This is a genomic window from Krasilnikovia sp. MM14-A1259, assembly GCF_047159535.1.
Taxonomy (GTDB): Bacteria; Actinomycetota; Actinomycetes; order Mycobacteriales; family Micromonosporaceae; genus Actinoplanes.
This window is the reverse complement of record NZ_BAAGAJ010000002.1, coordinates 6,958,749-6,984,467: the sequence shown is the minus strand read 5'-3', so window position 1 is coordinate 6,984,467 and position 25,719 is coordinate 6,958,749. Positions and strand designations below refer to the sequence as shown.

The window sequence follows — 25,719 nt, the reverse complement described above, 5'->3', positions numbered from 1 at the left end:
GACAGCGGCGGACCGGAACGGCGAGGGCAATGGTCGAGCGGCAGAACAGGTCGTATCCGAAGGCTAGGGTGTCACCCGTGAGCATCCAGGGCACGGCCAATGAGGTTCCGTTCACGCTGCTGCCACCCGGCTCGGGCGACGGGCCGGCACCCGTGGTGGTGGCCTGGCACCTGATGGACGCGCCCTGCACCGACGCGGCATTCGCGGCGGCCCTTCCGCTGGCCGATGTGGACGCCTGGCGGCTGTATCTGGGTATGCCGTGGAGCGGTGCGCGGGCGTTCCCGGAGGGGTACGAGCTGTCCCGGCGCGACCCGATGATGGGCTACGCCGATCCGGTCGTGCGGCAGGCCACGGAGGAGTTCCCGGCGGCCTGGGCCGAGCTCGCCGCGCGGTTCCCGTTCGCCGATGGTCCGGTCGGCATCGTCGGTGGCTCGCTGGGTGGTGCGGTCGCGCTCGCGGTCGCGGCGTCCGGCACGGTGCCGGTGGCTGCGGTCGCGGTCGTCAACGCCGCGATCCGGGCCACGTCGGTGGTGTCGCTCGTCGAGTCGATGACCGGCGAGCCGTACCGGTGGGACGACGCGTCGCGGGCGGCCGCGGCCAGGCTCGACTTCGTGGCCCGGGCGGCCGAGCTGCCGGCCGCCACCCTGGTCGTCAGCGGGGAGGAGGACTACCCGTCCTTCCGCGCCGACGCCGCGGACCTGGCTGCGGCGCTGCCTGACGGGCGGCTGGTCACCGTGCCCGGCCTGGCGCACCCGCTGGCGGAACGGCCGGGCGACCAGCCGGCCCCCCAGTCGCCGGTCGCCAAGGTGGTCGACGCCGCGATGATCGACTGGTTCGCCACCCACCTGCCGCGCGACTGACGCCGGTTCCGGCTCCCGTGACTCGGGCGGTGACCCGCCCGGCGGCGGCTCGGCCGGCGGTGGCTCAGCCGGCGGTGGCCCGGGTGCGCGACGCACCGTAGCGTGCACCTGTGGATGCCGTTCCTGCGCTGGCCACGCTGCACGTGTGGCGGGTACCGCGGCGCGCGCTGGGGGCCGCGCTGTTGCGCATGGCCCGCGAGCCGCGACGGCTGCGGGCGCTGCCCGGCGTACGGTTCGCCAAGCTCCTCGGCACCGGGACCGGCACCGGGTTCGGCCCGGGCGACGCCGACCTCACCCGGTACGCGGCCCTGCTCACGTGGGCCGAGGAGCCCGCTGCGGACGCCGTGCACGCGGTCGGCGCGGGCTGGGCCGGCGTCGCGAACGGGTCGGCACGTCTGGATCTGACACCACTGGCCAGCCGCGGGCTGTGGTCCCGGGTGGCGCCGTTCGGGGCGCCGGGCGACGCCTACCGGGATGCCCCGGCGGCGGGCGTGCTGGCGCTGACCCGGGCCCGGCTGCGGCCCGCCCGGGCGGTGACGTTCTGGCGGGCGGTGCCGCCGGTGGTTTCCGCATTGCACCGGGCGCCCGGGCTGCTCGCCCGGTTCGGCATCGGGGAGGCGCCGATCGGCTGGCAGGGCACGGTCACCGTGTGGCGCAGCGCGGCGGATCTCGCCGGGTTCGCGTACCGTACGCCGCAGCACCGCGCGGTGATCGCGCGTACCCCGGTGGACCGGTGGTACGCGGAGGACCTGTTCGCGAGGTTCGCGGTGCGTGGGATCGACGGCGATCGCGCCGTACTGGGGTGGCGCGAGGGAGGGCGGGCGCAGCGATGAGGCTGGTGCCGTGGCAGCCGGACGATCTGCTCCGGCGGCTCGACGACGTGGTGAGCGTGTACGGCGAGGCGATGGGCTACCGCGCCGAGCTGTTGCAGACGCGGCGCGGGTACATCGGCGCGCACGCCCGCCGGCCCGGGTTCCGGGCGGTGGCCACGCTGACCACCGAGGGCCGCCTCGCCGGTTTCGGGTACGGGTACACGTCCGGCCCTGGCCAGTGGTGGCACGACCAGGTGCGCAGCGCACTGACCGAACCGGATCGCCACCGCTGGCTCACGAGTTGCTTCGAGGTGGTGGAGCTGCACGTACGCCCCAGCGCGCAGGGGCACGGCGTGGGCGCCCGCCAGCTGCGTGCCCTGCTGGCGATGGCGGCCGGGGCGACCGTGCTGCTGAGCACGCCGGAGGCCGACGAGCAGACCTCGCGGGCGTGGCGGCTGTACCGGCGGTTCGGTTTCGTCGACGTGCTGCGCGACTTCTACTTCCCGGGTGACGAGCGGGCGTTCGCGATCCTGGGCCGCGACCTGCCCCCGGCGCAACGGCCCGCGCCCGAGGACGCCCCCGGCATCGTCGGCATCTGATGCCCTGGCGGGCACGGGCGGGCCTGCTCTGGGCACTGCTCGGCGCCGTGGTGCTGACCCAGATCTGTTACCCGCTGACCGGCGGCGCGGCGCGGGCCGGTCTCACGGTCGGCACGGTGTTGCTGGGCTGCCTGCTGTCGGTCGCGCACGCGCTGCTCACCCGCGGAGCCCGCGCCGCCGCCGCGCTGGCCGCCACGGCCATCCTGGGTGGGTTCGCGGTGGAGGCGCTGGGGGTGGCCAGCGGGTTCCCGTTCGGCGCGTACGACTACTCCGGCCGGCTGGGGCCGCGGCTGCTCGGTGTGCCGCTGGTGATCCCGCTGGCGTGGACGTGGATGGCGTGGCCCGCCTGGCTGGCCGCGCTGCGGCTGGTGCGGCGGCGGGTGGCGCGGATCGTCGTGGCCGGGGCCGGGCTGGCCGCGTGGGATCTGTTCCTGGATCCGCAGATGGTCGCCGAGGGCTACTGGGCGTGGCGCTCCCCCATCCCGGCGCTGCCGGGTGTGCCGGGCGTTCCGGTCGGCAACTATCTGGGCTGGCTGGGGTTCGCGCTGCTGCTCGTGGCGGTGCTGGCGGTCGCGGCGGGACCCGCCGCATCCGCCGCGGACTCGCGGGACGGTCCGATGATCGTGCTCTGGTTCTGGACGTACGCTTCGTGCGTGCTTGCGCACGCCGTCTTCCTGGGCCTGCCCGCGTCCGCGCTGTGGGGCGGCGTACTCATGGGTGTGGTGGTCGTCCCGCTGGCGGTGCGGCTGCTGCGCGACCGCGCGGCCGGTCCGGGGCCGACGTGATCGCCGCGCTGCTGCTGCCGTGGCTGGCGCTGACCGTGCACACCGCGGTCAACGCCGCCCTGCTGCGCCGCCCGCAGCGTCACGCGACGACCGCGGAACGGGTCGCGGTCCTGCTGCCGCTGCGCGACGAAGCCGACCGGGTCACGCCGTGCCTGCGGGCCCTGCTGGCCCAGACCGGGGTCCCCCGGCTGGAGCTGATCGTGCTGGACGACGGGTCGCGCGACGGCACCGCGCAGGTGGTGCGCGCGATTGCCGGGGACCGGGTACGCGTGCTGACCGGGACCGAGCCGCCGCCCGGGTGGCTGGGCAAGCCGCACGCCTGCGTGCAGTTGGCCGCCGCCGCGCCCGACGCGGACGTGCTGGTGTTCGTGGATGCGGACGTGGTGCTGGCGCCCGACGCGGTGGCGGGCGCGGTGGCGCTGCTGCGGGCGGCCGGGGTGGATCTGCTGTCGCCGTACCCGCGGATCTCCGGGGCGGGGCGGCTCGTGCAGCCGCTGCTGCAGTGGTCGTGGCTGACGTTCCTGCCGCTGCGGGCGATGGAACGTTCGTCGCGCCCGTCGCTGGCCGCGGCCGGTGGGCAGTGGCTGGTCGCGGACCGGGCCGGCTACGAGCGGGCGGGCGGGCATGCGGCGGTGCGCGGCGCGGTGCTGGAGGACATCGGGCTGGCCCGGGCGGTGAAACGGGCGGGCGCCCGGATCGCGCTGGCCGACGGCTCACGGGTGGCCGACTGCCGGATGTACGGGTCGTGGCGGGAGCTGTCCGACGGGTACGCGAAGTCGCTGTGGGCGTCGTTCGGCTCCCCGGCGGGCGCTGCGGTGGCCGTGGCGCTGCTGCTCCTGCTGTACGCGGCGCCGCCGGTCGCCACGGCCTGGTTCCTGGCCGCCGGTGACGTGGCCGCCGCAGCGTGGTGCGGATGCGCGTACCTGCTGGGGGTGGCCGGGCGGGTCGTGTCGGCGGCTGCGACGGGCGGCCGGGCCTGGCCGGACGCGCTGGCGCACCCGGCGTCCATCGTGGCGTTCGCGGCGCTGGTGGCGCGCTCGTTCGCGCGGCGCCGGCGCGGGGAGCTGAACTGGCGGGGACGGCCGGTGGCCGGAGGTCGCCTCGATGTCGGGCGGTGACGGGGTGCCGAACTGGCGGGGACGGCCGGTGTGAGCCGGGTCGTGGTGATCGGGGCGGGGGTCGGTGGCCTGGCCGTGGCGGCCCGGCTGGCCGCCGCGGGCCACGACGTGGTCGTGCACGAGCGGTCCGAGACCGTCGGCGGCAAGCTCGGCCGGTACGAACGGGACGGCTTCGTCTTCGACACCGGGCCGAGCCTGCTCACGTTGCCGCACGTGTTCGCGGACCTCAGCCTGGACCTGGCCCCGGTGGCCCTGGACCCGGTGGTACGGCACGTCTTCGCGGACGGCACCGTGCTGGACTCGGCGTCGGACCCGGAGGTGTTCCGGGAGCGGATCGCGGTGGCGCTGGGCGCGCAGGCCGCCGCCGACTGGGACCGGTTCTGGCGGCGGGCGCGCCGGATCTGGCGGGCGTCGTGGCGTTCGGTGTTGCCGCGTCCGGTGTCCGCCGCGTCGCTGGCCGCGCTGTCGTGGCGGGTGACCGACCTGGCCGCGGTCGCACCGGGTGAGTCGTTGCGCGCACTGGGCCGCCGGTACCTGCGCGATCCGCGGCTACGCATGCTGGTGGAACGCTACGCCACGTACGCCGGGGCGGACCCGCGCCGGGCCCCGGCCGCGCTGGCGGCCATCCCGTACGCGGAGTTGACGTTCGGCGGCTGGTACCTGCCCGGCGGCCTGCACACGCTGGCGGATGCGCTGCTGGCCCGGTGCCGGGCGCTGGGCGTGACCGTGGTGCCGTCCTCGCCGGTGACCGCGATCCGTGTCGAGCGGGGAAGGGTGTCCGGAGTGGATCTCGCGGGCGGTGCTGCGGCACCCGCGGACGCCGTGGTGGCGAACGCGGACGCGCTGAACTTGTACCGCGACCTGCTGCCCTGCCCGCGACGCCTGGCCGGGCTGGCCGATCGCAGTCTCGCCGGGTTCGCGCTGCTGCTCGGCGTGCGCGGGCAGACGCCGCAGCTGGCCCACCACACGGTCTTCTTCCCCGGGTACTACGACGCCGAGTTCGACGCGGTCTTCGGCGATCCAGGCGCGGGCCGGCCGGCGCGCCCGGCGTCGGATCCGGCAGTGTTCGTGACCCGGGCCACCGATCCGACGGTGCACCCGGCGGGGGACGAGGCATGGTTCGTGCTGGTCAACGCGCCTCGGGACGGCACCGGGTGGGGGGCGGTGGACTGGTGGCGCCCGGGGCTGGCGGCGGCGTACGCCGATCATGTCCTGGCGGTGCTGGCCCGGCGCGGCCTGGACGTGCGCGACCGGTTGAGGTTCGCGGAGGTGCGCACCCCGGCCGACCTGGCCGCGGCCACAGGCGCCCCGGGCGGCGCGATCTACGGCACGGCGGCCCGGCTGCTGCGCCCGTCGAACCGCGGGCCGGTGCCCGGGTTGTACCTGGTCGGCGGCTCGGCGCATCCCGGCGGCGGCCTGCCGATGGTGACCCTGTCCGCGCGCATCGTCGCCGACCTGATCGGACCCGCCGGCCCCGGCTCTCCTCCGGTGGCCGATCCCCTTTCGGTCTGATGTCGAAAATGGATCGGACCGCCCGCGCCCACGCTCTGGCCTCGGGCTACAGCCCTGGCAGTCGGCCCCTTTCGGTCTGATGTCGGAAATGGATCGGGCCGCCCGCGCCCACGCTCTGGCGTCGGGCTACAGCCCTGGCAGTCGGCCCCTTTCGCTCTGATGTCGAAGGTGGATCGGGGAGGGCTGCGGGTGGGGTGCGGGTGGGTCGGGGGGCGTGCCGGTCAGAGGGCGCGCACGCCCAGTGGCAGGGTGTCGCCCGTACCGATGTGCTCCAGCAGCGTGGCGCGCAGGGCCGCGGCGGCGTGCGGCAGCACCGCGCGCCGGCGGTGGGCCAGCGCGATGGTGCGCCGCATCCCCGGTGGCGCGAGCGGGGTGGCCCGCAGCAGCGGCCGGTTGACCAGCACCATGCTGGGCACCAACGCCACGCCGAGCCCAGCCTCGACGAACGCCAGCACCGCGTCCATCTCGCCGCCCTCGACCGCGAACCGCGGGGTGAACCCGGCCCGCCGGCACGCCTGCAACGTGACGTCGCGGATGTCGTAGCCGGGGCGGAACATCACCAGCGGGGTGTCGCGCAGGTCGGTGAGGACGACCTGGTTGTCGACCATGGGCGGCCGGCGGTCGGAGACGGATGCGACGACGATGCTCTCGCGCAGGATCTCGGTGGCTTCCAGGGCCGGGTCGACGCCCTGCTCGGGCGAGACGATGAGGGCCAGGTCGAGGCGGTGCGCCAGCAGGTCGGCGCTGAGGTCCTGGGAGCTGCCCTCGGTGACGTACAAAGTGATGTCGGGGTGCGCGGCGCGGAAGTCGCGCAGCACGGCCGGGACCAGCGATGAGCAGAGGCTGGGGGTGGCGCCGAGCCGCACCTCGCCGCGGCGCAGCCCGACGATCTCGGCGACCGCGTCGCGGGCCGCGTCGGCGTCCGCGAGGATGCGGCGGGCCAGGGGCAGCAGCGCCTCCCCGGCCTCGGTGAGCGTGACGGCGCCGCGGATGCGTTCGAACAGCGGGGCGCCCAGGGTGCCTTCGAGGGTGTGAATCTGCTTACTCAGTGTCGGTTGGCTCACAGCCAGGGATTCCGCGGCCTGAGTGAAATGCCGACTTTGTGCCACGGCTGTGAAGTACCTGAGCTGTTGGAGCTGCATTCCTATAGCTTATGTCTATCGTTACTGCGTCGATCATGCATTGGACGAATGGTCCAGGGCCTTCCTACCGTTCCCCGCGTGGCGGTAGACACCAGAACGCGTCCCACCAAGGCGGCGGCCCCCGCGCGTCCGGCTAAGCCGGTCCGGCGCGGCGCCCGTTCCTCCGTGGCGCTCAAGCTCCTCATGGCCGTGACGGGCATCCTGCTCGTGCTGTTCCTGTTCGCGCACATGGCCGGAAACCTGAAGATCTTCGTGGGCGGCGAGGCGTTCGACCACTACGCCCACTGGCTGCGCAGCATCGGTACGCCGCTGCTGCCGCAGCAGTGGTACCTGTGGATCCAGCGCACCGGGCTGACGTTCGCGGTGCTCGGGCACATCGCCGCCGCGACGATCCTGGCGCGCCGGGCCCGCAAGGCCCGCCCGGTGCGGTACGCCCACCGGCCCAAGGTGCAGGGCAGCTACGCGGCCCGCACGATGCGCTGGGGCGGCGTGATCATCCTGCTGTTCGTGATCTACCACATCCTGGACCTGACCACGGGCACGCTGAACCCGGTCGGGGACTCGGAGCACCCGTACGCGAATGTGGTGGCCGACTTCGCACCCGGCCGCTGGTACGTGACGCTGTTCTACGTCCTCGCGGTCGTGTCCATCGGCTTCCACCTGCGGCACGGCATCTTCAGCGCGGCCCGCACGCTCGGCCAGCGCACCGCCCGCGGTGAGCGGCGCGCCCGCGCGATCGCACTCGTCCTGTCCGTCGTCCTGGTGGCCGGCTACCTGTCGGTGCCGTTCGCGGTCCTGACCGGATTGGTGAAGTGACCATGGAGTTCTGGAACGAGGGCGACCCGATCGCCGACACCGCCGCCCCGGACGGCCCGATCGAGACCCGCTGGGAGCGCCGCAAGTTCTCCGCCAAGCTGGTCAACCCGGCGAACCGCCGGAAGCTGACGATCATCGTGGTCGGCACCGGCCTGGCCGGCGGCTCCGCGGCCGCGACGCTGGCCGAGCAGGGCTACCACGTCAAGTCGTACTGCTACCAGGACAGCCCGCGCCGCGCGCACTCGATCGCCGCGCAGGGCGGCATCAACGCCGCGAAGAACTACCGCAACGACGGCGACTCGGTCTACCGGCTGTTCTACGACACGGTCAAGGGCGGCGACTTCCGCGCCCGCGAGTCCAACGTGTACCGGCTGGCCCAGGAGTCGGTGAACATCATCGACCAGGCCGTCGCGCAGGGCGTCCCGTTCGCCCGCGAGTACGGCGGCCTGCTCGACAACCGCTCGTTCGGCGGCACCCAGGTGTCGCGGACCTTCTACGCCCGGGGCCAGACGGGTCAGCAGCTGCTGCTCGGCGCGTACCAGGCCCTGGAGCGGCAGATCGGCCTCGGCAACGTCGAGATGAACGCCCGGCACGAGATGCTGGAGCTGATCATCGTCGACGGCAAGGCCCGGGGCATCGTGGTCCGGGACATGGTGACCGGTGAGATCACGACCGAGCTCGCGGACGCCGTGGTGCTGGCCTCCGGCGGCTACGGCAACGTGTTCTTCCTGTCCACGAACGCCAAGGGCTGCAACGTCACCGCGAGCTGGCGGGCCCACCGCAAGGGCGCGCTGTTCGCGAACCCGTGCTACACGCAGATCCACCCGACGTGCATCCCCGAGTCCGGCAGCCACCAGAGCAAGCTCACGCTGATGAGCGAGTCGCTGCGCAACGACGGCCGGGTGTGGGTGCCGAAGCGCCGGGAGGACTGCGGCAAGCCGGCCGCCGACATCGCCGAGGAGGACCGCGACTACTACCTGGAGCGGATCTACCCGTCGTTCGGCAACCTGGTGCCCCGCGACATCGCGTCGCGCGCGGCCAAGAACGTCTGTGACGAGGGCCGTGGCGTCGGCCCCGGCGGCCTGGGCGTCTACCTGGACTTCGCGGACGCCATCGGCCGGCTGGGCCGCAAGGCCGTCGAGGCCAAGTACGGCAACCTGTTCGAGATGTACCAGCGCATCACCGGCGAGGACCCGTACGAGGTGCCGATGCGCATCTACCCGGCCGTGCACTACACGATGGGCGGGCTGTGGGTGGACTACGACCTGCAGTCCACGATCCCGGGCCTGTTCGTGGTCGGCGAGGCGAACTTCTCCGACCACGGCGCGAACCGGCTCGGCGCCTCGGCGCTGATGCAGGGTCTCGCGGACGGCTACTTCGTGCTGCCCAACACGATCAACAACTACCTCGCGAACGGCCCGTACCCGAAGGTGTCGGAGACCGACGAGGCGGTCGTCGCGGCCCGCACCGCGGTCGAGGAGCGGATCGCGAAGCTGCTCGGCGTCGACGGCGACCGTACGGTCGACTCGTTCCACCGCGAACTCGGCCACATCATGTGGGAGTACTGCGGCATGGAACGCACCGAGGAGGGCCTGAGCAAGGCCATCGGCCTGATCCGGGGCCTGCGCGAGGAGTTCTGGACCCGCGTGAAGGTGCCCGGCACCGGCGAACAGCTCAACCAGAACCTGGAGAAGGCCGGCCGCGTCGCCGACTTCCTGGAGCTGGGCGAACTGATGTGCATCGACGCGCTGCACCGCGCGGAGAGCTGCGGCGGCCACTTCCGAGGCGAGAGCCAGACCCCCGACGGCGAGGCCCTGCGCCACGACGACGAGTTCAGCTACGTGGCCGCGTGGGAGTTCACCGGCACCGGCGAGCCCCCGACGCTGCGCAAGGAGCAGCTCGAGTTCGAGTACGTCCACCCCACCCAGCGGAGCTACAAGTAATGGATCTCAAGCTGCGCGTCTGGCGCCAGAACGGCCCCGAAGACTCCGGCCAGATGGTCACCTACGACGTCAAGGACATCTCGCCGGACGCGAGCTTCCTGGAGATGCTGGACGTCCTCAACGAGAAGCTGATTCTCGACGGCGACGACCCGGTCGCGTTCGACCACGACTGCCGCGAGGGCATCTGCGGCATGTGCAGCCTGATGATCAACGGCGTGGCGCACGGCCCCGAGCGGGCCACCACGACGTGCCAGCTGCACATGCGGCACTTCACCGACGGCGAGACGATCGACGTCGAGCCGTGGCGCGCCGCCGCCTTCCCGGTCGTCAAGGACCTGGTGGTGGACCGCACCGCGTTCGACTCGATCATCGCGGCGGGCGGCTACATCAGCGCACCCACCGGCACGGCCCCGGACGCGCACGCGACGCCGGTGCCGAAGGCCGACGCGGACGCCGCGTTCGAGGCGGCCACCTGCATCGGCTGCGGCGCGTGCGTGGCGGCCTGCCCGAACGGCTCGGCGATGCTGTTCACCGCGGCCAAGGTCGCCCACCTGGGCCTGATGCCGCAGGGGCAGCCCGAACGGGACAGCCGGGTCATCGACATGGTCGCGGCACAGGACGAGGCGGGCTTCGGCGGCTGTACCAACGCGGGCGAGTGCACGACGGTGTGCCCGAAGGGCATCCCGCTGACCCTCATCGGCCGCCTGAACAGCGACTACCGCAAGGCCGTCCGCAAGCGCTGAACCCTCTGTCTCCCGGTGCAGATCCCGGGCGGAGACGACCGGTCGGGCTGTCGGCGCAATGCGTGTCGACAGCCCGATGTCTCATCAGGCGAGGGACGACCGGCCCCGGGTTCCCGCGCGCAGTGGTTCGGGACGGCTCGGCGGCCGGCGAAGCGCCCCCGTCACACCCGCCGACCGCCGCCGGTAGTGAGCCTGCCGGCGCCAAGACCGTAAGACGATCGTCTACTGCGGACAACCGAATTCGCCCGGTCACCGCAGCCCGCGGCGCACCGCGGCGGTGAGCTGGGCCAGCCCGCCGAGGGCCAGGGCCAGCCAGATCGCGGCGGCAACGGTGAGCACTGTCGCCTCCGCGCCGGGGTGGGCCAGGCCCGCGAGCCCGCCGCCGAGCAGCCCGCAGGCCGCCACCGCCACCCGGGTGGGCCGCTCCCCGATCGTCACCGTGCCGATCTCGTGCATCCCGGCCACGGCGGCACGGGCGCGCACGTACTCGTGCAACCAGCTCGCCGCGAACGCCGCGGCCACCAGCCAGCCCGGCGCCCCGGCCAGTGCGAACGCGGCCAGCCAGGCCAGTTCGCCGAGCCGGTCGGCGACCGAGTCGTACACGAAGCCGAGCCGGGTGGCCCGACCGGTGATCACGGCGACCGCGCCGTCCAGGGCGTCGGCGACCGCCGCCAGCAGCACCAGCACGGCGCCGGCCAGCAGTCCGGCCGGTCCCCGCACCGCCGCGGCGGGGACGGCCGCACACAGGAACAGACCTGCCGCGGTCATCACGGCCGGAGCCACCCCCAGACTCGCCAGGAGGCGGCCACCGCGGTACGCCAGGCGGATCCAGCCGCGGACCACCCGCCCGGCCGCGGCCGGGTTGAAGCCGCCGTGCAGCGCCGACCAGGCCGCCGTGTACCGCTCCCAGGAGACGCCTGCCGGGCCGACACCCCGCCGAGGGCGGTCGTCCGCAGGCCGACGCTCGGTCATCCGGGCTCGGCGGGGCCGGTCAGGCGGGGACCCGGGCGGCGAGCTGCTGCCACACCTCGCGGGTCGCGGTGGATCTGTTCAGCGTGATGAAGTGGATGCCGGGCACGCCCTCGTCGAGCAGCCGGGCGCACATCTCGCTGCACTGCTCGATGCCCAGCGCCCGCACCGCCGCCTCGTCGCCGGCGATCCGCTCGAAGCGGCGCAGCAGCGCGGGCGGGAACGGCGCCCCGGACAGCTGCTCGGACCGCTCGATCGTCGCCATCCGCGTGACCGGCATCACACCAGGAAGGATGGGTGTGTCGCCGCCCGCGGCCGCGACCCGGTCCCGCAGGCGCAGGTAGTCGTCCGCGTCGAAGAACATCTGGGTGATCGCGAAATCCGCCCCGGCCCGGCACTTGCGGATGAACTGCCGGGTGTCGCTGTCGATGTCGGCCGACCGCGGGTGCTTGTACGGGAACGCGGCCACGCCGACGCTGAAGTCGCCGGACTCGCGCAGCAGGCGCACGAGATCTTCCGCATACCGCACCCCGTCGGGGTGGCGCACCCACTCGCCCATGGGGTCGCCGGGCGGGTCGCCCCGCACCGCCAGCACGTTACGGATGCCCGCCCCGGCCAGCCGCCCGATCACGTTGCGCAGCTCGGCGACGGAGTGGTTGACCGCGGTCAGGTGGGCCATCGGCAGCAGGGTCGTCTCGGTGGCCACCCGCTCGGTCACCGCGACCGTGGTGTCACGGGTGGTGCCGCCCGCCCCGTACGTGATCGACACGAAGCTGGGCTGCAACGACTCCAGCTCGCGGATCGTCTGCCAGAGCAGGCGCTCACCCTCGGCGGTCCTGGGCGGGAAGAACTCGAAGCTGAACGTGGGCGCGGACTCCCGGATAAGGTCACCGATCGCCGGTGACGCGGGCAGCCGGGACGGAAGACCGAGAGACACACTGTGACTCTACCGGCTGGGCCCGACATGCCGATCGACGCGTGACCGGCTAGTTTGGCCGCGTGACGTCCACCTCACCGCTTGAGCGGGCGGGTCTGCGGCCCCGCGTCGACAAGGCCCTCGCCGCGTTCCTGGCCACCCAGCGGGCGCGGCTGCTCGCGATCGACCCGGCGCTGGACGAGGTGGCCGACGCGATGGAGGCGTTCGTGCTGGGCGGCGGCAAGCGGCTGCGCCCCGCGTTCGCGTACTGGGGGTACCGGGGCGCGGGGGGTTTCGACTCCGACCAGGTGGTCACGGCGGTCGCCGCGCTGGAGCTGGTGCAGGCGAGCGCCCTGATCCACGACGACCTGATGGACCGCTCGGACACCCGGCGCGGCGAGCCGGCGGTGCACCGCCGCTTCGCGGCCCGGCACACGGCGCTGGGCTGGCGCGGCGGGGCGACGGCGTTCGGCGACAGCGCGGCCGTGCTCCTCGGTGATCTGGCGATGGTCTGGTCCGACGAGATGCTGCACTCGTGCGGTCTCGACCCGGCCGACCTGGCCCGGGCGCGGGTGGCGTTCGACGAGATGCGCACCGAGGTGACCGTCGGCCAGTACCTGGACGTCCTCACCCAGGCCACCGGTGACACGTCGGTGGAGCGGGCCGCCAAGGTGGCCCGGTACAAGTCGGCGTCGTACACGGTCGAGCGGCCGCTGCTGCTCGGGGCGGCGCTGGCGGGGGCGTCCGCGCAGCTCTCCGCGGCGTACTCGGCGTTCGGGCTGGCGATCGGGGAGGCGTTCCAGCTGCGCGACGACCTGCTCGGCGTGTTCGGGGATCCGGCGCAGACCGGCAAGCCCGCGGGCGACGACCTGCGCGAGGGCAAGCGTACGTATCTGGTGGCGGCCGCGTTCGCCGCGCTGGACGAGGCGGGCCGTGCCGCCCTGGAGGCCGGGCTGGGCGACCCCGGCCTGGACGCCGTGGGGGTCGACCGGCTTCGGGCGCTGATCCGCGGCAGCGGGGCGCTGGCGCGCACCGAGGAGCGCATCGCGACGCTGACCACGCAGGCCCTGGCGGCGCTGGCCGCCGCGGACGTCGAGCCCGAGGCGCGTGCGGTGCTGCACGACCTGGCCGACGCCGCCACCCGCCGCACCGGCTGACGGCCGGTCGGCTCGCCGCGGGCGGCGCGCACCACGCCGGCCGGGCGTTACCGGCGCTCGCGCAGCAGGCGGCTGCCGTCGCCCGCACGCGGGTCGCGCTGCACGCCGCGGCGGCCCAGCCACACCCACACCGACAGCGTGAGCAGCACCATCGCGAAGCCGAACAGCAGATCCTCGACGGGCGCGTACGCGATGCGCCAGCCCACGATCGCCGCCGGGTCGTAGACGACGATGCGGCGGCCGGTCAGGATGCCGTTCGACAGCAGCTGGAACGCGACCACGATCGGGTACGTCGCCCAGAAGACCGCCCGCCGCACCAGCCGGGTACGCAGTCCGGCCAGGTCCACGGCGAGCGCCACGGCCACCCCCAGCACCGCCGCCGCCGTGTAGGTCATCGCGGCACCGGCCCGGCGTACCTCATTCGTCGCCGGCGGGGCGGCGCAGCACCGCCCGAACCGCCTCGAAGCCGAGCACCGCGCAGCACGGCACCACGAGGAAGAACAGTGCCTCGTCGAGCGGCAGGCCGCCCGGCAGCACCACGCCGGTCATCTGAGCGCGGTCGAACGTCCAGTGCCCGGCCGCGATCGCGGCCATGTCCCAGAGCGCGAACACGACCGCCACCGGCACGATCGTGAGCAGCAGGCGGCGCCAACGGCGCAGCACGTTGACCTTCAGCGCCGGCTCCAGCCACGCCGCGGCCGCCAGGCATCCGGCCAGCACGGACACGTACGTGAGGTGTCGCATGTGGCGGCTCAGAAGCCGAGTGCCTGCGCGCGCCGCTTGACCTCCCGGGCCCGGGGGCCGCCGAGGCCGCGGGCGGCGTTGCCGTCGAGCGCCTCATCGGGCTGGTAGAGCCACCCGAGTGCCTCTTCGTCGTTGTACCCGGCGTCGTGCAGGAGGGTGAGGACGCCGGGGAGGTGCTTGAGCACCGTGCTGTTGGCCACCAGCTCCGAGGGCACCACCCGGATGCCGTCGCGCCGGACGGCGAGCAGCGCGCCGTCGCGGATCATCTGGTGCACCTTGCTGATCGAGATGTCGAGGTGCTCCGCCACATCGGGCAGGGGCATCCACTCGGCGGGGCCGGCGGGCGGTCCGGCCGCCGCACCCACGGTCACTGCGGAATCGCTCACCCGCACAGCCTGCCAGAACTCGCCCGGACCGCACCACGCGGATCCGGACGCCGTGGCCCGGCGACGATCCCGGCCCGATGAGAACGCAGAGGTGTCCCGATGAACGCGTGGCGCAGAGTACGCACCGAGCTGGCCGGCGCGTGGCGCTCGCTGTGGTACGACGTGCGCCGGTGGGTGATGCCACGCCGGGCAGAAATGCGGCTCGGCGGGGCGCACCGGGCCGCCGCGGCCGCCGGTCACGTCGTGGCGCCGCGCCGGATCGTGGTGGTTTCCGCGTTCGGCCTGGTGGTCGCCGCGGGCGCGGGGGGCGGGTATCTCGCCCTGACCAGCGGTACCTCGCCGGGGACACCGGCGGCGGGGGCACCGCCGTACCCGCAAACGGCCGGAACTCCGGCGGGCGGGGCCGGGCCGGCCGCACGGGAACCGGACGGGATGCCGGCCGCGGCCACCGCGTCGGAGGCCCTGAGCGCCGTCCCGTCGGCGCCGCCGCCCAGCGCACCTGCGCAGGCCGGGACGAGCGCGCCGGTGACAGCGGTGGCCGCGACGACGCCCCGCCGGCGGCCGGAACCTCCGGACCACGACCGCCCCGCCACATCGCCACCGGTCACGCGTACGCCCACGCCGACCCACGAACGGCCCACGCCCCCCGCGCCGACCCCGGTGCCGACGCCCACCACGGGCCCGAGCGTGCCTGCCGGCCCGACCTCGTCGCCGCCGACGTCCAGTTATCCGGCCACGCCGCCGTCGCCGCAGCCGAGTGCGTCCCCGGACACGGACTTCCCGGACGGCCAGCAACCGAGGCCGCACCGCCCGCACCGCTGAGCCGAGCCCAGACCCGCACCCCATGGGGGAGATGTCCGTTTAAAGGCATACACCCCGGTACGGGCGTGTGGGCATACCTGTTCGGCCCCGGCTGTGCCATGCTGGGCTGCCGCCACCTGAAGGGCACATACACTTCACGCCGATGGACACCACAGTCGCCGACACGTTGGTCGGCACGACGATTGACGGGCGCTACCGGATCACCGGTCGCGTTGCCCGTGGTGGCATGGCGACCGTGTACACGGCGACCGACGAGCGTCTCGAACGCACCGTCGCGCTGAAGATCATCCACCCGTCGCAGGCGACGAACGTCCATTTCGTCGACCGGTTCACCGACGAGGCGAAGACCATCGCGCGGCTCACCCACCCCAACGTCGTGGCGGTCTACGACCAGGGCCGTCACCAGGGGCTGCCGTACCTGGTCATGGAATACGTGCAGGGGCGCACGCTGCGCGACCTGCTCACGCAGCGGCGCCGGCTCAACCCGGTGGAGGCGTGCGCGATCCTGGAGCAGATGCTCGCGGCGATCGCCGCCGCGCACCGCGCCGGCCTGGTGCACCGCGACGTCAAACCGGAGAACGTCCTGGTCGCCGAAGCCCCCTCGGGCGGCATCGCGAACCTGGTCGACAGCGTGGTGAAGGTCGCCGACTTCGGGCTGGCCCGCGCGGTCGAGGCCAGCGCGACCGACGACTCCGGCCAGCTGATGGCCACGGTCGCGTACGTGGCACCGGAACTGGTCACCGACGGGCACGCCGACGCCCGGACGGACGTCTACTCGGCGGGCATCGTGCTGTTCGAGATGCTGACGGGCCGGGTGCCGTTCGACGGTTCCGACCCGGTCGAGGTGGCCTGGCAGCACGTGGACAACGACGTGCCCGCCCCGTCGAGCATCGTCAAGGGCCTGCCCACGACGCTGGACGACCTGGTCGCCCGCGCCACCCGGCGCGACCCGGGGGCCCGGCCCACCGACGCGGGAGCACTGCTCGCCGAGGTGCAGGTGGTCCGCGACGATCTGGGCGCCGCGAACGTCGAGACCGCGCTGCTGCGCCAGGTGCCGGCCCGGGAGCGGCCCGCGGACGCGACCGCCCTGGTCCCCGCGATCACCACGGCCATGCCCGCGGTGCAGGACCGCCCGGCATGGGCGCGGCTGCCCCAGCCGAGCGCCCGGGAGCAGCGCCGCCTCTCCGCCGCACAGGCGAGCCTCGGGCCGGCCCGACCGGGACGCTTCGGCGACCGGCGCCGGCTGGCACTGATGGCTGCCGTGGCGCTCATGGTGTTCACCGTGCTGGGCAGCACCTGGTGGGTCACGCTGGGCCGCTACACCGAGGCACCGCAGCTGGTGAACATGACCAAGGCGCAGGCCGAGGCGTACGCGCAGCAGGAGGGCGTCACGCTGGTCTACGGCGACCCGGCCTACAACGAATCGGTCGCCAAGGATGTGGTGCTCAGCCAGAGCCCGGCCGCCAAGCAGCGGCTGGTCCACGGCGGGTCGATCACCCTGACGCTGTCGCTGGGCCCCGAGCGCTATCAGGTGCCCGACGTCGGCGGCATGGAGCTGTCCGCGGCCCGCGGCGAGATGGACGCCGTGAAGCTCAAGCTCAAGGAGGGCCAGGGCCAGTTCAGTGACACCCTCCCCGAGGGCGTGGTGATCTCCACGGATCCAAAGGCCGGCACCTCCCTCAAGCCCGGCGACACCGTGACGGTCACGGTCAGCAAGGGCCGCGCCCCGATCAACGTGGAGAACGTGGTCGGCAAGAACATCAACGACGCTCGTACCATCCTGCAGGGGGCCGGGCTCACGGTGGTGGAGGAGTACAAGGACAGCGACCAGCCCACCGACGTGGTCATCGGCCAGTCGCTGAAGCCGGGCACGGGCGCGCAGAAGGACGACGAGATCAAGCTCGACGTCAGCAAGGGTCCCGGGCTGGTCACCGTCCCCCGGGTCATCGACCTGCCGTGCCAGCAGGCGCAGCAGCAGTTGCAGGCGCTGAACCTGCAGGTGCAGATGGACGTCAACCCGAACGCCACCGTGCGGGTCCAGATCCCCGGGGAGAACACCCCGGTGCCGCCGCAGACCCTGGTCGTCCTCAAGTGCTTCTGAGCAGGATCGGTTCGCACACCAAGTCCTCAGGCGGGCTGGCCAAGGCGGCCCTGCCGTACGCGGACGCGGCCGACTCCGAAGTGGTCCAGGTCTACGTGTCCAACTCGCGCGGATGGGCGCTGCCGCCGGGCGATCCGGCCCAGGACGCACTGTTCCGCGACGGTTGCGGCGAGCGGGGGCTGCCCGCGTACATCCACGCCTCCCTGCTGGTGAACCTGGGCTCCCCCACCGAGCTGACCGTGCAGCGCTCGGTGCAGACCCTGGAGCATGCGCTGCACCGCGGCCGGGCGATCGGCGCGACCGCGGTGGTCTTCCACGCGGGCAGTTCCGTCGACCCCGCGCACGACGACAAGGCCCTGCATCAGGTCCGCGAAGCCTTGCTGCCGATGCTCGACCGGGCCTCGGCGCAGGGCCTGCCCCGGCTGCTCGTGGAGTCGAGCGCAGGCGGCGGGCGCAGCCTCGCCTCGAAGGTCGAGGACCTCGGGCCGTACCTGGCGGCGGCGGAGGACCACCCGTGGCTGGGGGTGTGCTTCGACACGTGTCACGCATGGGCGGCCGGGCACGACCTGGCCACCCCGGGCGGGATGACCGCCACACTGGACGAGCTGGTCGCGACGGTCGGGGCGCACCGGTTGCAGCTCGTGCACGCCAACGATTCCAAGGACGGCTGCGGTTCCACCCGCGACCGGCACGAGACCATCGGCAAAGGGCGGATCGGGACCGCCGCGTTCGCGGAACTGCTGGCCCACCCGGCGGTGGCCGGGGTGCCCGTGGTGGTGGAGACCCCGACCGAGGGCCACGCCGGCCACGCGGCCGACATCGCCCTGCTCAAGAGCCTGCTCCCCCCGGTGGGCGGCAGTTCCATCCACATGTAAGCGTAGTTACGGTAACTACGCTTACATGGGCGCGGGACTAGTCCGGGTGGATGTCGTACTCGAAGACGTACCGGTGCTCGCCGGCCAGGTTTTCGATGTGGAAGGTGCCGCGCAGGCCGACGAGCTCGTCGGTGCCCGAGTCCGGCACGACCGTGACGGTCGCGGTTCCCGCGCCGCGGTCCAGGATGCCGCTGTGCTGGAGCACGAACGTCCCGCGACGCCCGTGCAGGCTCCCCGAGATCACGTCGATGGCGACGTATCCGGCGGAACCTTCGACCGGGGTGCCGACGGTCAACATCTGCGCCCGGCCCGTACCGACCAGGTCACCGTCGATCGCCTTGTCGACGCGGGCCAGGCTGACCGCCTCGTCGTCGAGGTGCACCGGGTCCAGCACGGCGGTGAACGTACCGATGGCGCGGCGCCCCATCACGACTCCCTCACGGTCGACGGCATGGGCCGATACAACCAGATTCCGCGGGTCAGGTTCCCGCGACGCGCAGAATCCGGGTCAGCACGTCGATCGCCCGGTCGAGGGCGGTGTCGTCCACGTCGAGATGGGTGACCAGGCGGGCTCTGCGCGGCAGCATCGCGGCCAGCAGCACGCCCTGCTCGGCCGCCGCGGCGGCCAGCGCGGGCGCGTCCAGCGCGACCTGGGTGAGATCCAGCGGCACGAGATTGGTACGCACGACCGCCGGGTCCACCACCCCGAACGGCTCCAGCGCCTCCGCCAGCCGCCGCGCCCGGGCATGATCCTCGGCGAGCCGCGTGACGTGGTGGCGCAGCGCGTACCGGCCGGCCTCGGCGAGGATGCCGACCTGCCGCATGCCCCCGCCCATCCGCTTGCGGACGGCCCGGGCCTGCGTGATCCGTTCAGCGCTGCCGACGACCAGCGACCCGACCGGCGCACCGAGCCCTTTGGACAGGCACACCGACAGCGTGTCGAACAGCGACCCGTACGTGTCGAGGGGCACCCCGTCCGCGATGTGCGCGTGCCAGATCCGGGCGCCGTCGCAGTGCACGGCGATCCCGTGGGCGTCCGCGGCGGCCCGCAGCCCGCGCAGGGCGTCCAGGCTGACCACGCCCCCGCCGCCGAGGTTGTGGGTCTGCTCGACCGCGATCGCGGACGTCGGCAGCGACGGGAACCCCGCGGGCCGGATCATGTCGGCGATCCCCGCGACGTCCAGGTCGGCGCCGACCGCGGGCCAGGTACGGGTGGAGATGCCGCCGAGCGTCGCGGCCCCGCCCAGCTCGTACGTGACGACGTGCCCGTCCGCGCCGGTGAGCAGTTCCCCGCCGCGCGGCACGACCAGTTGCAGCGCGATCTGGTTGGTCATCGTGCCGGACGGCGCGAACAGCGCCGCCTCGTGCCCGAACATCGCCGCCACCTCGGCTTCGAGCGCGGCGACCGTGGGGTCGTCGCCGAACACGTCGTCGCCGACCTCCGCGGTGGCCATCGCCGCACGCATCCCCGGCGTGGGCCGGGTGACCGTGTCGGAGCGCAGGTCCACGACCGGCCCGCCGGTCGTGGACCGCAGCAGCTCAACCACGCAGCATCTCCGCGACGAGGAACGCCAGTTCGAGCGACTGCTGGGTGTTGAGGCGGGGGTCGCAGGCGGTCTCGTACCGGTCCGGCAGGTCCAGGTCCTCGATGCCCTGGGCGCCGCCGAGGCATTCCGTGACGTCCTCGCCGGTCAGTTCGACGTGGATGCCGCCCGGGTGGGTGCCCAGCCCGCGGTGCACCTCGAAGTAGCCGAGCACCTCGTCGACGATCCGGTCGAAGTGGCGGGTCTTGTAGCCGTTGCTCGACTCGTGCGTGTTGCCGTGCATGGGGTCGCACTGCCACACCACCTTGGCGCCGGCGGCGGTGACCTTCTCGACGATCGGGGCGAGCGCGTCGCGCACCTTGCCGTTGCCCATCCGGCTGATCAGGGTGAGGCGGCCGGGCACATTGTCCGGGTTGAGTTTCTCGCACAGCTCGATCGCGGTCTCCGGGGCGGTGCCGGGGCCCAGCTTGACGCCGATCGGGTTGGCGATGCGGCTGATGAAGTCGATGTGCGCGTGGTCGAGCTGCCGGGTCCGCTCCCCCACCCACAGGAAGTGCCCGCTCAATCCGTACGCCCGGCCGCCGGAGACCCGGGTGAGCGCGCGGTCGTACTCCAGGGCCAGAGCCTCGTGGGAGCAGTACAGGCTGACCGTACGCAGGGCCTCGTTCTCGGTCATGCCGCAGGCACGGATGAAGTCGAGGGCCCGGTCGATCTCCCGGGCGATCGCCTCGTACCGCTCGCCCGCCGGGGAGGCGCGCACGAAGTCCTTGTTCCAGTCGTGCAGGCCGTGCAGGTCGGCCAGGCCACCGGACAGGTACGCGCGGAGCATGTTCATCGCCGCGGCGGAGTTCGCGTACGCCCGGATCATGCGCTGCGGGTCGGCCACCCGCGCCTGCTCGGTGGCGTCCAGCGAGTTGATCAGGTCGCCGCGGTACGCGGGCAGGCCGAGCGCGTCCGTGGGCGCCGACCGCGGCTTGGTGTACTGCCCGGCGACCCGGGCCACCTTGACCACCGGCATCGACGCGCCGTACGTCAGCACGACCGCCATCTGCAGCAACGTGCGGGCGTTCGCCAGCAGATGGCTCTCGGTGTTGTCCGCGAACGTCTCCGCGCAGTCGCCGCCCTGCAGCAGGAACGCCCGGCCCTCGCACACGTCGGCGAGCTTGACGCGCAGCTGGTCGACCTCGTACGGCGCGACGATCGACGGCACGTTGTCGAGGACCTTGCAGACCTCGGCGACCTCGTCCGGGTCGGCCCACGGCGGCGTCTGCACGCGGGGCAGCCCGCGCCACTTGTCGAGCCCGAGGGCCTCGTCCTCGGCGGAGTCGGTGGATGGGCGGGACGTCTTGAGGGCGGGGTTGCCCACCCCCGGATGACTGAGCTGATGCCACTCGCGGCGCATGCCAGCAGCGTACGGCGGGGACGAAAGCGGGGCGCCGGGAGGTTCCCGGCGCCCCACTATCCAGGACTGCGGCTCAGCCGAGCCCGTTGCGCATCGCGGTGATCAGCTCGCCGTTGCTGGTGTCGCCGGAGAACTCCCAGAAGAACGCCCCGCCGAGTCCCTGCTGCTTGACGTAGTCCATCTTGCCGCCGACGGTCGCCGGGGTGTCGTAGCCCCACCAGTTGTTGCCGCACTTGGCGTACGCGGTGCCGCCCGCGGTGCCGGTGGCCGGGCAGGAGCCCTTGAGCACCTTGTAGTCCTCGATGCCGGCCTCGTACGTGCCCGGGGCCGCGCCGGTCGCGGTGCCGCCCGGGGCGGCCTGGGTGACGCCGGTCCAGCCGCGGCCGTAGAAGCCGATGCCGAGCAGCATCTTGCTGGACGGCACGCCCTTGCCCTTCAGCTTCTGGATCGCCGCGTCGGACCAGAACCCCTGCTGCGGGATGCCCGGGTACGAGGTGAGCGGCGAGTGCGGGGCGGTCGGGCCCTGCGGGCTGAACGCGCCGTAGTAGTCGTAGGTCATCGGGAAGACCAGGTTGAGCTTCTGGATGCCGGTGGCGTAGTCGGCCGCGTCGAGCTTGCCGCCGTTGCTGCCGTCCGCCGAGATCGCGGAGGTGATCAGGAAGTTGTTGCCGAACTTGTTGCGCAGCGCGCTGATCACCTTGTCGTACGCGCCGGGGCCGCTGGAGTCGCAGGACAGGCCGCAGGCGTTGGGGTACTCCCAGTCGATGTCGATGCCGTCGAAGACGTCCGCCCAGCGGGAGTCCTTGATCAGGTTGTAGCAGGAGTCGGCGAAGCCGGTCGGGTTCGCCGCGGCCTGGGTGAAGCCGCCGGACCAGGTCCAGCCGCCGAACGACCAGATCACCTTGATGTTCGGGTACTGCTTCTTCAGCTTGCGCAGCTGGCCGAAGGAGCCGCGCAGCGCGCCCGCGTCCCACGTGTCGGCCACGCCGTCGACGCTGTCCGCCGCGGTGTACGCCTTGTCGTAGTCGGCGTACGAGTCGCCGATGGAGCACTGGCCGCCGGTGGTGTTGCCGAACGCGTACAGGATGTGGGTCAGCTTCGACGCGGAGCCGCTGGTCACGATGTTCTTGACGTGGTAGTTGCGGCCGTAGATCCCCCACTCGGCGAAGTAGCCGACCAGGTTCTTGCCGCTGGGCGGGTTCGTCGTCGGCGGCGTGGTGGGCGGGGTCGTGGGGTCGGTCGTTGGCGGGGTGGTCGGCGGGGTGGTCGGCGGCGTGCCGCCGTCACAGGTGCCCTGGTCCGACCAGACGTCCCACTGACCGCTGTGGGTGGCGGGGCTCTCGTTCTGGGTCCACCACTTCGCGGCGTAGTTGTGGCCGTTCTGGGACGCGGTGTTGTCCTTGACGTACACCTTGGCGGAATCCCACGCCGCGGCGCAGGCGGTGGCGGCGGACGCCTGGGCGACGGGAACCAGGACGACGGCGGCCGTGGTGATGACGGCGGCGCACAGGGCGCGACGGGTGGATCTCTTCACGGCGTCTCCAGAAATATTTAGGAAACTTTCCAAAAGGATGTGAAGAGACGGTAGTCACATCGATGAACGTGCGTCAAGATGTGACCCAGGGATTAACCGGCTCCATAACTTTGCGGGAGTCGGCGCGACGGCGTGCCAGCGATCCGCCACGGCGCGTAGTCTGCGCTCATGACCAACTTCGACGTCACCGAAGGAGCCACCGGCACAGCGGCCGATGTGGACCGGCGCCGATGACCATCCACGTGATCGGCGTCGACGCATACGCCCTCGGCTGGGTCGGGGTCGAGCTGCGCGACGGCGCGTTCGGCCGCGCGATGCTCGCCTCCACCCTGTACGAGATCGTGGCGGGCAGCTCCGGCGCCGCGGTGATCGGCGTCGACGTCCCCCTCGGCATGCTGCCGGACCGCTGGCGGGCCGCCGACGCCGTGGCGGCCGACCATCTCGGCCCGCGCCGCAGCAGCGTCTTCCGGGTTCCGCCGCGCGCGGTGTGGCAGGAGCCCGACTTCGCCGCCGCCAACCGCGTCTGCAAGCAGCTCACCGGCACCGGCATCAGCCGCCAGTCGTGGGCGCTGCGCCCGAAGCTGCTGGAAGCCAACGCCATCTGGGAGCGGCACCCCGGACTGCTGTTCGAGGCACATCCCGAGGTGTCGTTCCGCACCATGGCGGGCGCCCCGCTGCAGTACGCCAAGAAGACGTGGGCCGGTCAGGCCCAGCGCCGCGAGCTGCTCGCCAAGCAGGGCATCTCGTTGCCGGACAGCCTCGGCCCGGCCGGCCAGGCCCCACCCGACGACATCCTCGACGCCGCCGCCGTGGCATGGAGCGCCCACCGCATGGCCACCGGCACGGCGCAGTCCTACCCCGACCCCCCCGAGGAAGCCGACAACACCAAGATCGCCATCTGGTACTGATACACCAGCCAGTCACCCCGCGATCGCCGCGGAGCGAAGCGGAGCCAACTAACTCTGCGCGGCTATCTCGCGGGCGCGGTCCCGGGCGGCTTCCAGGGCGGCGAGCAGTGCGGCGCGTACGCCGTGGTTCTCCAGCTCGCGGATCGCCGAGATGGTCGTGCCCGCGGGCGAGGTGACCTGCTCGCGCAGCTTCACCGGGTGTTCGCCGGAATCGCGCAGCATCACCGCCGATCCGATCGCGGTCTGCACGATCAGCTCGTGCGCCACCTGACGGGGCAGCCCGAGCAGGATGCCCGCGTCGATCATCGCCTCGACGAGCAGGTAGAAGTACGCGGGCCCGGAGCCCGACAGCGCGGTCACCGCGTCCTGCTGCGACTCCGGCACCCGGATCGTCGCGCCCAGCGGGGTGAACATCTCCTCCACGATGGCCAGATGCGCGCCGGTCGCGTGCGGCCCGGCCGAGATCGCGGTCATCGCCTCGTCGACGACGGCCGGGGTGTTCGTCATGACCCGCACCACCGGGGTGCCCTCGGGCAGACGCAGCGCGAAGAACGACGTCGGCAGCCCGGCGCACAACGACACGACCAGCTTGTCCGTGGGTACCTTGGCGCCGATCTCGTCCAGCAGCGCACCGGCGTCCTGCGGTTTGACCGCGACGGCCAGCACGTCGGCCTCGCCGACCGCGGCGAGGTTGTCCACCACCCGGATCCCGTAACGCTCGGTCAGCTCGGCGGCGCGCTCCCGGCGACGCGCGGTGACCAGCAGCTTCTCGGCGGGCCAGCCCGAGCGCAGCAGGCCGGACAGGACCAGTTCGCCGATCTTGCCGGCGCCGATCACGGCGATGGTGTGCATGCGTCCTCCAAATGCTCGGAGGGCGGGCCGGCGGCCCGCCCTCCTCGAACGACTGCTCAGCTACCGAAGAAGACTTCGGCCTCGTCGTACCGCTCGATCGGTACGGTCTTGAGCTCGCCGGTGCCCTCGGCCAGCGGTACGCGCACGATGTCCGTGCCGCGCAGCGCCATCATCTTGCCGAAGTCGCCCTCGTTCACCGCGTCGATGGCCTGCAGGCCGAAGCGGGTCGCCAGCACCCGGTCGAACGCGGTCGGGGTGCCGCCGCGCTGGATGTGGCCGAGCACGACGGTGCGGGCCTCCTTGCCGGTCTTCTCCTCCAGCTGCTCGGCCAGCCACTGGCCGATGCCGCCGAGGCGGACGTGCCCGAACGCGTCCAGCTCCTGGTTGTGCAGGACCATCTGGCCCTCCAGCGGCTGCGCGCCCTCGGCCACCACCACGATCGGGGCGTACTCGACCTGGAAGCGCTTGGTCACGTACGTGGCGACCTGCTCCACGTCGAACTGCCGCTCCGGCAGCAGGATGACGTTGGCGCCACCGGCCAGGCCCGCGTGCAGGGCGATCCAGCCGGCGTGCCGGCCCATCACCTCGACGACGAGCGTGCGGTGGTGCGACTCGGCGGTGGTGTGCAGCCGGTCGATGGCCTCCATCGCGATGTTCACCGCGGTGTCGAAGCCGAACGTGTAGTCCGTGGCGTTGAGGTCGTTGTCGATCGTCTTCGGCACGCCGACCACGTTGACGCCGAGGTCGCCGAGCTTGGTGGCCACGCCGAGGGTGTCCTCGCCGCCGATCGCGACGAGCGCGTCGACGCCCTGCTCGGCCAGGTTGGCCTTGATCCGCTCCACGCCGTTCTCAATCTTGAACGGGTTGGTCCGGGACGAGCCCAGGATGGTGCCGCCGCGCGGCAGGATGCCGCGCACCTCAGCGATGCCGAGCGGCTTGGTGACGCCCTCCAGCGGGCCCTTCCAGCCGTCGCGGAAGCCCACGAACTCGTGGCCGTAGACGGCGACGCCCTTACGGACCACCGCCCGGATCACCGCGTTGAGACCGGGGCAGTCGCCGCCGCCGGTAAGCACGCCGATGCGCATGATTACTCGTCCTCCCAGATCGGGTCGGTCGCGAGATGTAGATAGCCCAGCGAGCCCCAGGAAGCCGTCGGCAGCGTTGCCGGCCCGGGGCGGG

Annotated in this window: 26 protein-coding genes; 14 read left to right on the top strand and 12 right to left on the bottom strand. The window is 72.9% G+C overall.

Annotated features, from left to right (window positions below; translation table 11 throughout):
• The first annotated feature begins 77 nt into the window (after window positions 1-77).
• The 6 genes from ACMCNK_RS31870 to ACMCNK_RS31845 all read left to right on the top strand — a co-directional run bounded on the left by ACMCNK_RS31870 (window position 78) and on the right by ACMCNK_RS31845 (window position 5,686).
• The gene (locus ACMCNK_RS31870) at window positions 78-860 is read left to right on the top strand and encodes a prolyl oligopeptidase family serine peptidase (protein ID WP_412740036.1); all 783 of its coding nucleotides are present in this window, start codon (window positions 78-80) and stop codon (window positions 858-860) included.
• Window positions 861-970: 110 nt separating this feature from the next.
• Window positions 971-1,693, top strand: a complete 723-nt coding sequence (locus tag ACMCNK_RS31865; protein WP_412740035.1) for a monooxygenase — start codon at window positions 971-973, stop codon at window positions 1,691-1,693.
• The gene (locus ACMCNK_RS31860) at window positions 1,690-2,271 is read left to right on the top strand and encodes a GNAT family N-acetyltransferase (protein WP_412740034.1); all 582 of its coding nucleotides are present in this window, start codon (window positions 1,690-1,692) and stop codon (window positions 2,269-2,271) included. The genes ACMCNK_RS31865 and ACMCNK_RS31860 overlap by 4 nt, the downstream gene beginning before the upstream one ends.
• A complete protein-coding gene (locus ACMCNK_RS31855; RefSeq protein WP_412740033.1) occupies window positions 2,271-3,056 on the top strand; it encodes a carotenoid biosynthesis protein in 786 nt (261 codons plus the stop codon). The genes ACMCNK_RS31860 and ACMCNK_RS31855 overlap by 1 nt, the downstream gene beginning before the upstream one ends.
• On the top strand, window positions 3,053-4,174 hold the full coding sequence (locus tag ACMCNK_RS31850) for a glycosyltransferase (RefSeq protein ID WP_412740032.1): 1,122 nt from the start codon (window positions 3,053-3,055) through the stop codon (window positions 4,172-4,174). Before ACMCNK_RS31855 ends, ACMCNK_RS31850 begins: the two co-directional genes overlap by 4 nt.
• A gap of 30 nt (window positions 4,175-4,204) precedes the next feature.
• Window positions 4,205-5,686, top strand: coding sequence for a phytoene desaturase family protein (locus tag ACMCNK_RS31845; RefSeq protein ID WP_412740031.1), 1,482 nt, complete (start codon window positions 4,205-4,207; stop codon window positions 5,684-5,686).
• A gap of 221 nt (window positions 5,687-5,907) precedes the next feature.
• Here the strand turns inward: ACMCNK_RS31845 and ACMCNK_RS31840 are convergent, their stop codons facing one another.
• Window positions 5,908-6,828: a LysR family transcriptional regulator gene (locus tag ACMCNK_RS31840; RefSeq protein ID WP_412740030.1), complete on the bottom strand. Its 921-nt coding sequence runs from the start codon at window positions 6,826-6,828 to the stop codon at window positions 5,908-5,910.
• Window positions 6,829-6,993: 165 nt separating this feature from the next.
• Here ACMCNK_RS31840 and ACMCNK_RS31835 point away from each other — a divergent pair, with 165 nt between their 5' ends.
• Genes ACMCNK_RS31835 through ACMCNK_RS31825 form a run of 3 tightly spaced genes read left to right on the top strand, consistent with a single transcriptional unit; the run spans window position 6,994 to window position 10,330 of the window.
• The gene (locus ACMCNK_RS31835; RefSeq protein WP_412741048.1) at window positions 6,994-7,644 is read left to right on the top strand and encodes a succinate dehydrogenase cytochrome b subunit; all 651 of its coding nucleotides are present in this window, start codon (window positions 6,994-6,996) and stop codon (window positions 7,642-7,644) included.
• Window positions 7,645-7,646: 2 nt separating this feature from the next.
• Window positions 7,647-9,587: a fumarate reductase/succinate dehydrogenase flavoprotein subunit gene (locus tag ACMCNK_RS31830; RefSeq protein ID WP_412740029.1), complete on the top strand. Its 1,941-nt coding sequence runs from the start codon at window positions 7,647-7,649 to the stop codon at window positions 9,585-9,587.
• A complete protein-coding gene (locus ACMCNK_RS31825) occupies window positions 9,587-10,330 on the top strand; it encodes a succinate dehydrogenase/fumarate reductase iron-sulfur subunit (protein WP_412740028.1) in 744 nt (247 codons plus the stop codon). The genes ACMCNK_RS31830 and ACMCNK_RS31825 overlap by 1 nt, the downstream gene beginning before the upstream one ends.
• 249 nt (window positions 10,331-10,579) lie before the next feature.
• Here ACMCNK_RS31825 and ACMCNK_RS31820 read toward each other — a convergent pair whose 3' ends face one another.
• Window positions 10,580-11,302, bottom strand: a complete 723-nt coding sequence (locus ACMCNK_RS31820; protein WP_412740027.1) for a CDP-alcohol phosphatidyltransferase family protein — start codon at window positions 11,300-11,302, stop codon at window positions 10,580-10,582.
• 19 nt (window positions 11,303-11,321) lie between these two features.
• Window positions 11,322-12,236, bottom strand: a complete 915-nt coding sequence (gene metF / locus ACMCNK_RS31815) for a methylenetetrahydrofolate reductase [NAD(P)H] (RefSeq protein WP_412740026.1) — start codon at window positions 12,234-12,236, stop codon at window positions 11,322-11,324.
• 62 nt (window positions 12,237-12,298) lie between these two features.
• Here metF and ACMCNK_RS31810 point away from each other — a divergent pair, with 62 nt between their 5' ends.
• On the top strand, window positions 12,299-13,372 hold the full coding sequence (locus ACMCNK_RS31810; protein WP_412740025.1) for a polyprenyl synthetase family protein: 1,074 nt from the start codon (window positions 12,299-12,301) through the stop codon (window positions 13,370-13,372).
• 47 nt (window positions 13,373-13,419) lie between these two features.
• Here ACMCNK_RS31810 and ACMCNK_RS31805 read toward each other — a convergent pair whose 3' ends face one another.
• The 3 genes from ACMCNK_RS31805 to ACMCNK_RS31795 are packed head-to-tail and all read right to left on the bottom strand — an operon-like array spanning window position 13,420 to window position 14,439.
• Window positions 13,420-13,767, bottom strand: coding sequence for a lycopene cyclase domain-containing protein (locus ACMCNK_RS31805; RefSeq protein WP_412740024.1), 348 nt, complete (start codon window positions 13,765-13,767; stop codon window positions 13,420-13,422).
• A 22-nt stretch (window positions 13,768-13,789) separates the two neighbouring features.
• Window positions 13,790-14,116 (bottom strand): lycopene cyclase domain-containing protein, encoded by a 327-nt coding sequence (locus tag ACMCNK_RS31800; protein WP_412740023.1) that lies wholly within the window; start codon window positions 14,114-14,116, stop codon window positions 13,790-13,792.
• An 8-nt stretch (window positions 14,117-14,124) separates the two neighbouring features.
• Complete coding sequence (locus ACMCNK_RS31795) at window positions 14,125-14,439, bottom strand: Rv2175c family DNA-binding protein (RefSeq protein WP_412741047.1); 315 nt, start codon at window positions 14,437-14,439, stop codon at window positions 14,125-14,127.
• A gap of 162 nt (window positions 14,440-14,601) precedes the next feature.
• Between ACMCNK_RS31795 and ACMCNK_RS31790 the strand changes: the two genes are divergently transcribed.
• The 3 genes from ACMCNK_RS31790 to ACMCNK_RS31780 all read left to right on the top strand — a co-directional run bounded on the left by ACMCNK_RS31790 (window position 14,602) and on the right by ACMCNK_RS31780 (window position 18,300).
• Entirely contained in the window at window positions 14,602-15,324 is a 723-nt protein-coding gene (locus tag ACMCNK_RS31790) for a hypothetical protein (RefSeq protein WP_412740022.1), read from the top strand.
• Between the two features lie 142 nt (window positions 15,325-15,466).
• Complete coding sequence (pknB, locus tag ACMCNK_RS31785) at window positions 15,467-17,425, top strand: Stk1 family PASTA domain-containing Ser/Thr kinase (RefSeq protein WP_412740021.1); 1,959 nt, start codon at window positions 15,467-15,469, stop codon at window positions 17,423-17,425.
• Complete coding sequence (locus ACMCNK_RS31780; RefSeq protein ID WP_412740020.1) at window positions 17,416-18,300, top strand: deoxyribonuclease IV; 885 nt, start codon at window positions 17,416-17,418, stop codon at window positions 18,298-18,300. The genes pknB and ACMCNK_RS31780 overlap by 10 nt, the downstream gene beginning before the upstream one ends.
• 37 nt (window positions 18,301-18,337) lie before the next feature.
• Here ACMCNK_RS31780 and ACMCNK_RS31775 read toward each other — a convergent pair whose 3' ends face one another.
• The 4 genes from ACMCNK_RS31775 to ACMCNK_RS31760 form a co-directional block, all read right to left on the bottom strand.
• Window positions 18,338-18,727, bottom strand: coding sequence for a DUF3224 domain-containing protein (locus ACMCNK_RS31775; RefSeq protein WP_412740019.1), 390 nt, complete (start codon window positions 18,725-18,727; stop codon window positions 18,338-18,340).
• A 52-nt stretch (window positions 18,728-18,779) separates the two neighbouring features.
• On the bottom strand, window positions 18,780-19,838 hold the full coding sequence (locus ACMCNK_RS31770) for a threonine aldolase family protein (RefSeq protein ID WP_412741046.1): 1,059 nt from the start codon (window positions 19,836-19,838) through the stop codon (window positions 18,780-18,782).
• Between the two features lies 1 nt (window position 19,839).
• Complete coding sequence (locus ACMCNK_RS31765; protein ID WP_412740018.1) at window positions 19,840-21,246, bottom strand: class II 3-deoxy-7-phosphoheptulonate synthase; 1,407 nt, start codon at window positions 21,244-21,246, stop codon at window positions 19,840-19,842.
• 73 nt (window positions 21,247-21,319) lie between these two features.
• Entirely contained in the window at window positions 21,320-22,780 is a 1,461-nt protein-coding gene (locus ACMCNK_RS31760) for a glycosyl hydrolase family 18 protein (protein WP_412740017.1), read from the bottom strand.
• 230 nt (window positions 22,781-23,010) lie between these two features.
• Between ACMCNK_RS31760 and ACMCNK_RS31755 the strand changes: the two genes are divergently transcribed.
• Entirely contained in the window at window positions 23,011-23,688 is a 678-nt protein-coding gene (locus tag ACMCNK_RS31755; RefSeq protein WP_412740016.1) for a DUF429 domain-containing protein, read from the top strand.
• A 48-nt stretch (window positions 23,689-23,736) separates the two neighbouring features.
• On the opposite strand, the gene proC is transcribed toward ACMCNK_RS31755, so the two are convergent.
• Entirely contained in the window at window positions 23,737-24,540 is an 804-nt protein-coding gene (gene proC / locus ACMCNK_RS31750) for a pyrroline-5-carboxylate reductase (protein ID WP_412740015.1), read from the bottom strand.
• 56 nt (window positions 24,541-24,596) lie between these two features.
• On the bottom strand, window positions 24,597-25,625 hold the full coding sequence (locus ACMCNK_RS31745; RefSeq protein ID WP_412740014.1) for a 6-phosphofructokinase: 1,029 nt from the start codon (window positions 25,623-25,625) through the stop codon (window positions 24,597-24,599).
• Window positions 25,626-25,719 lie beyond the last annotated feature (94 nt).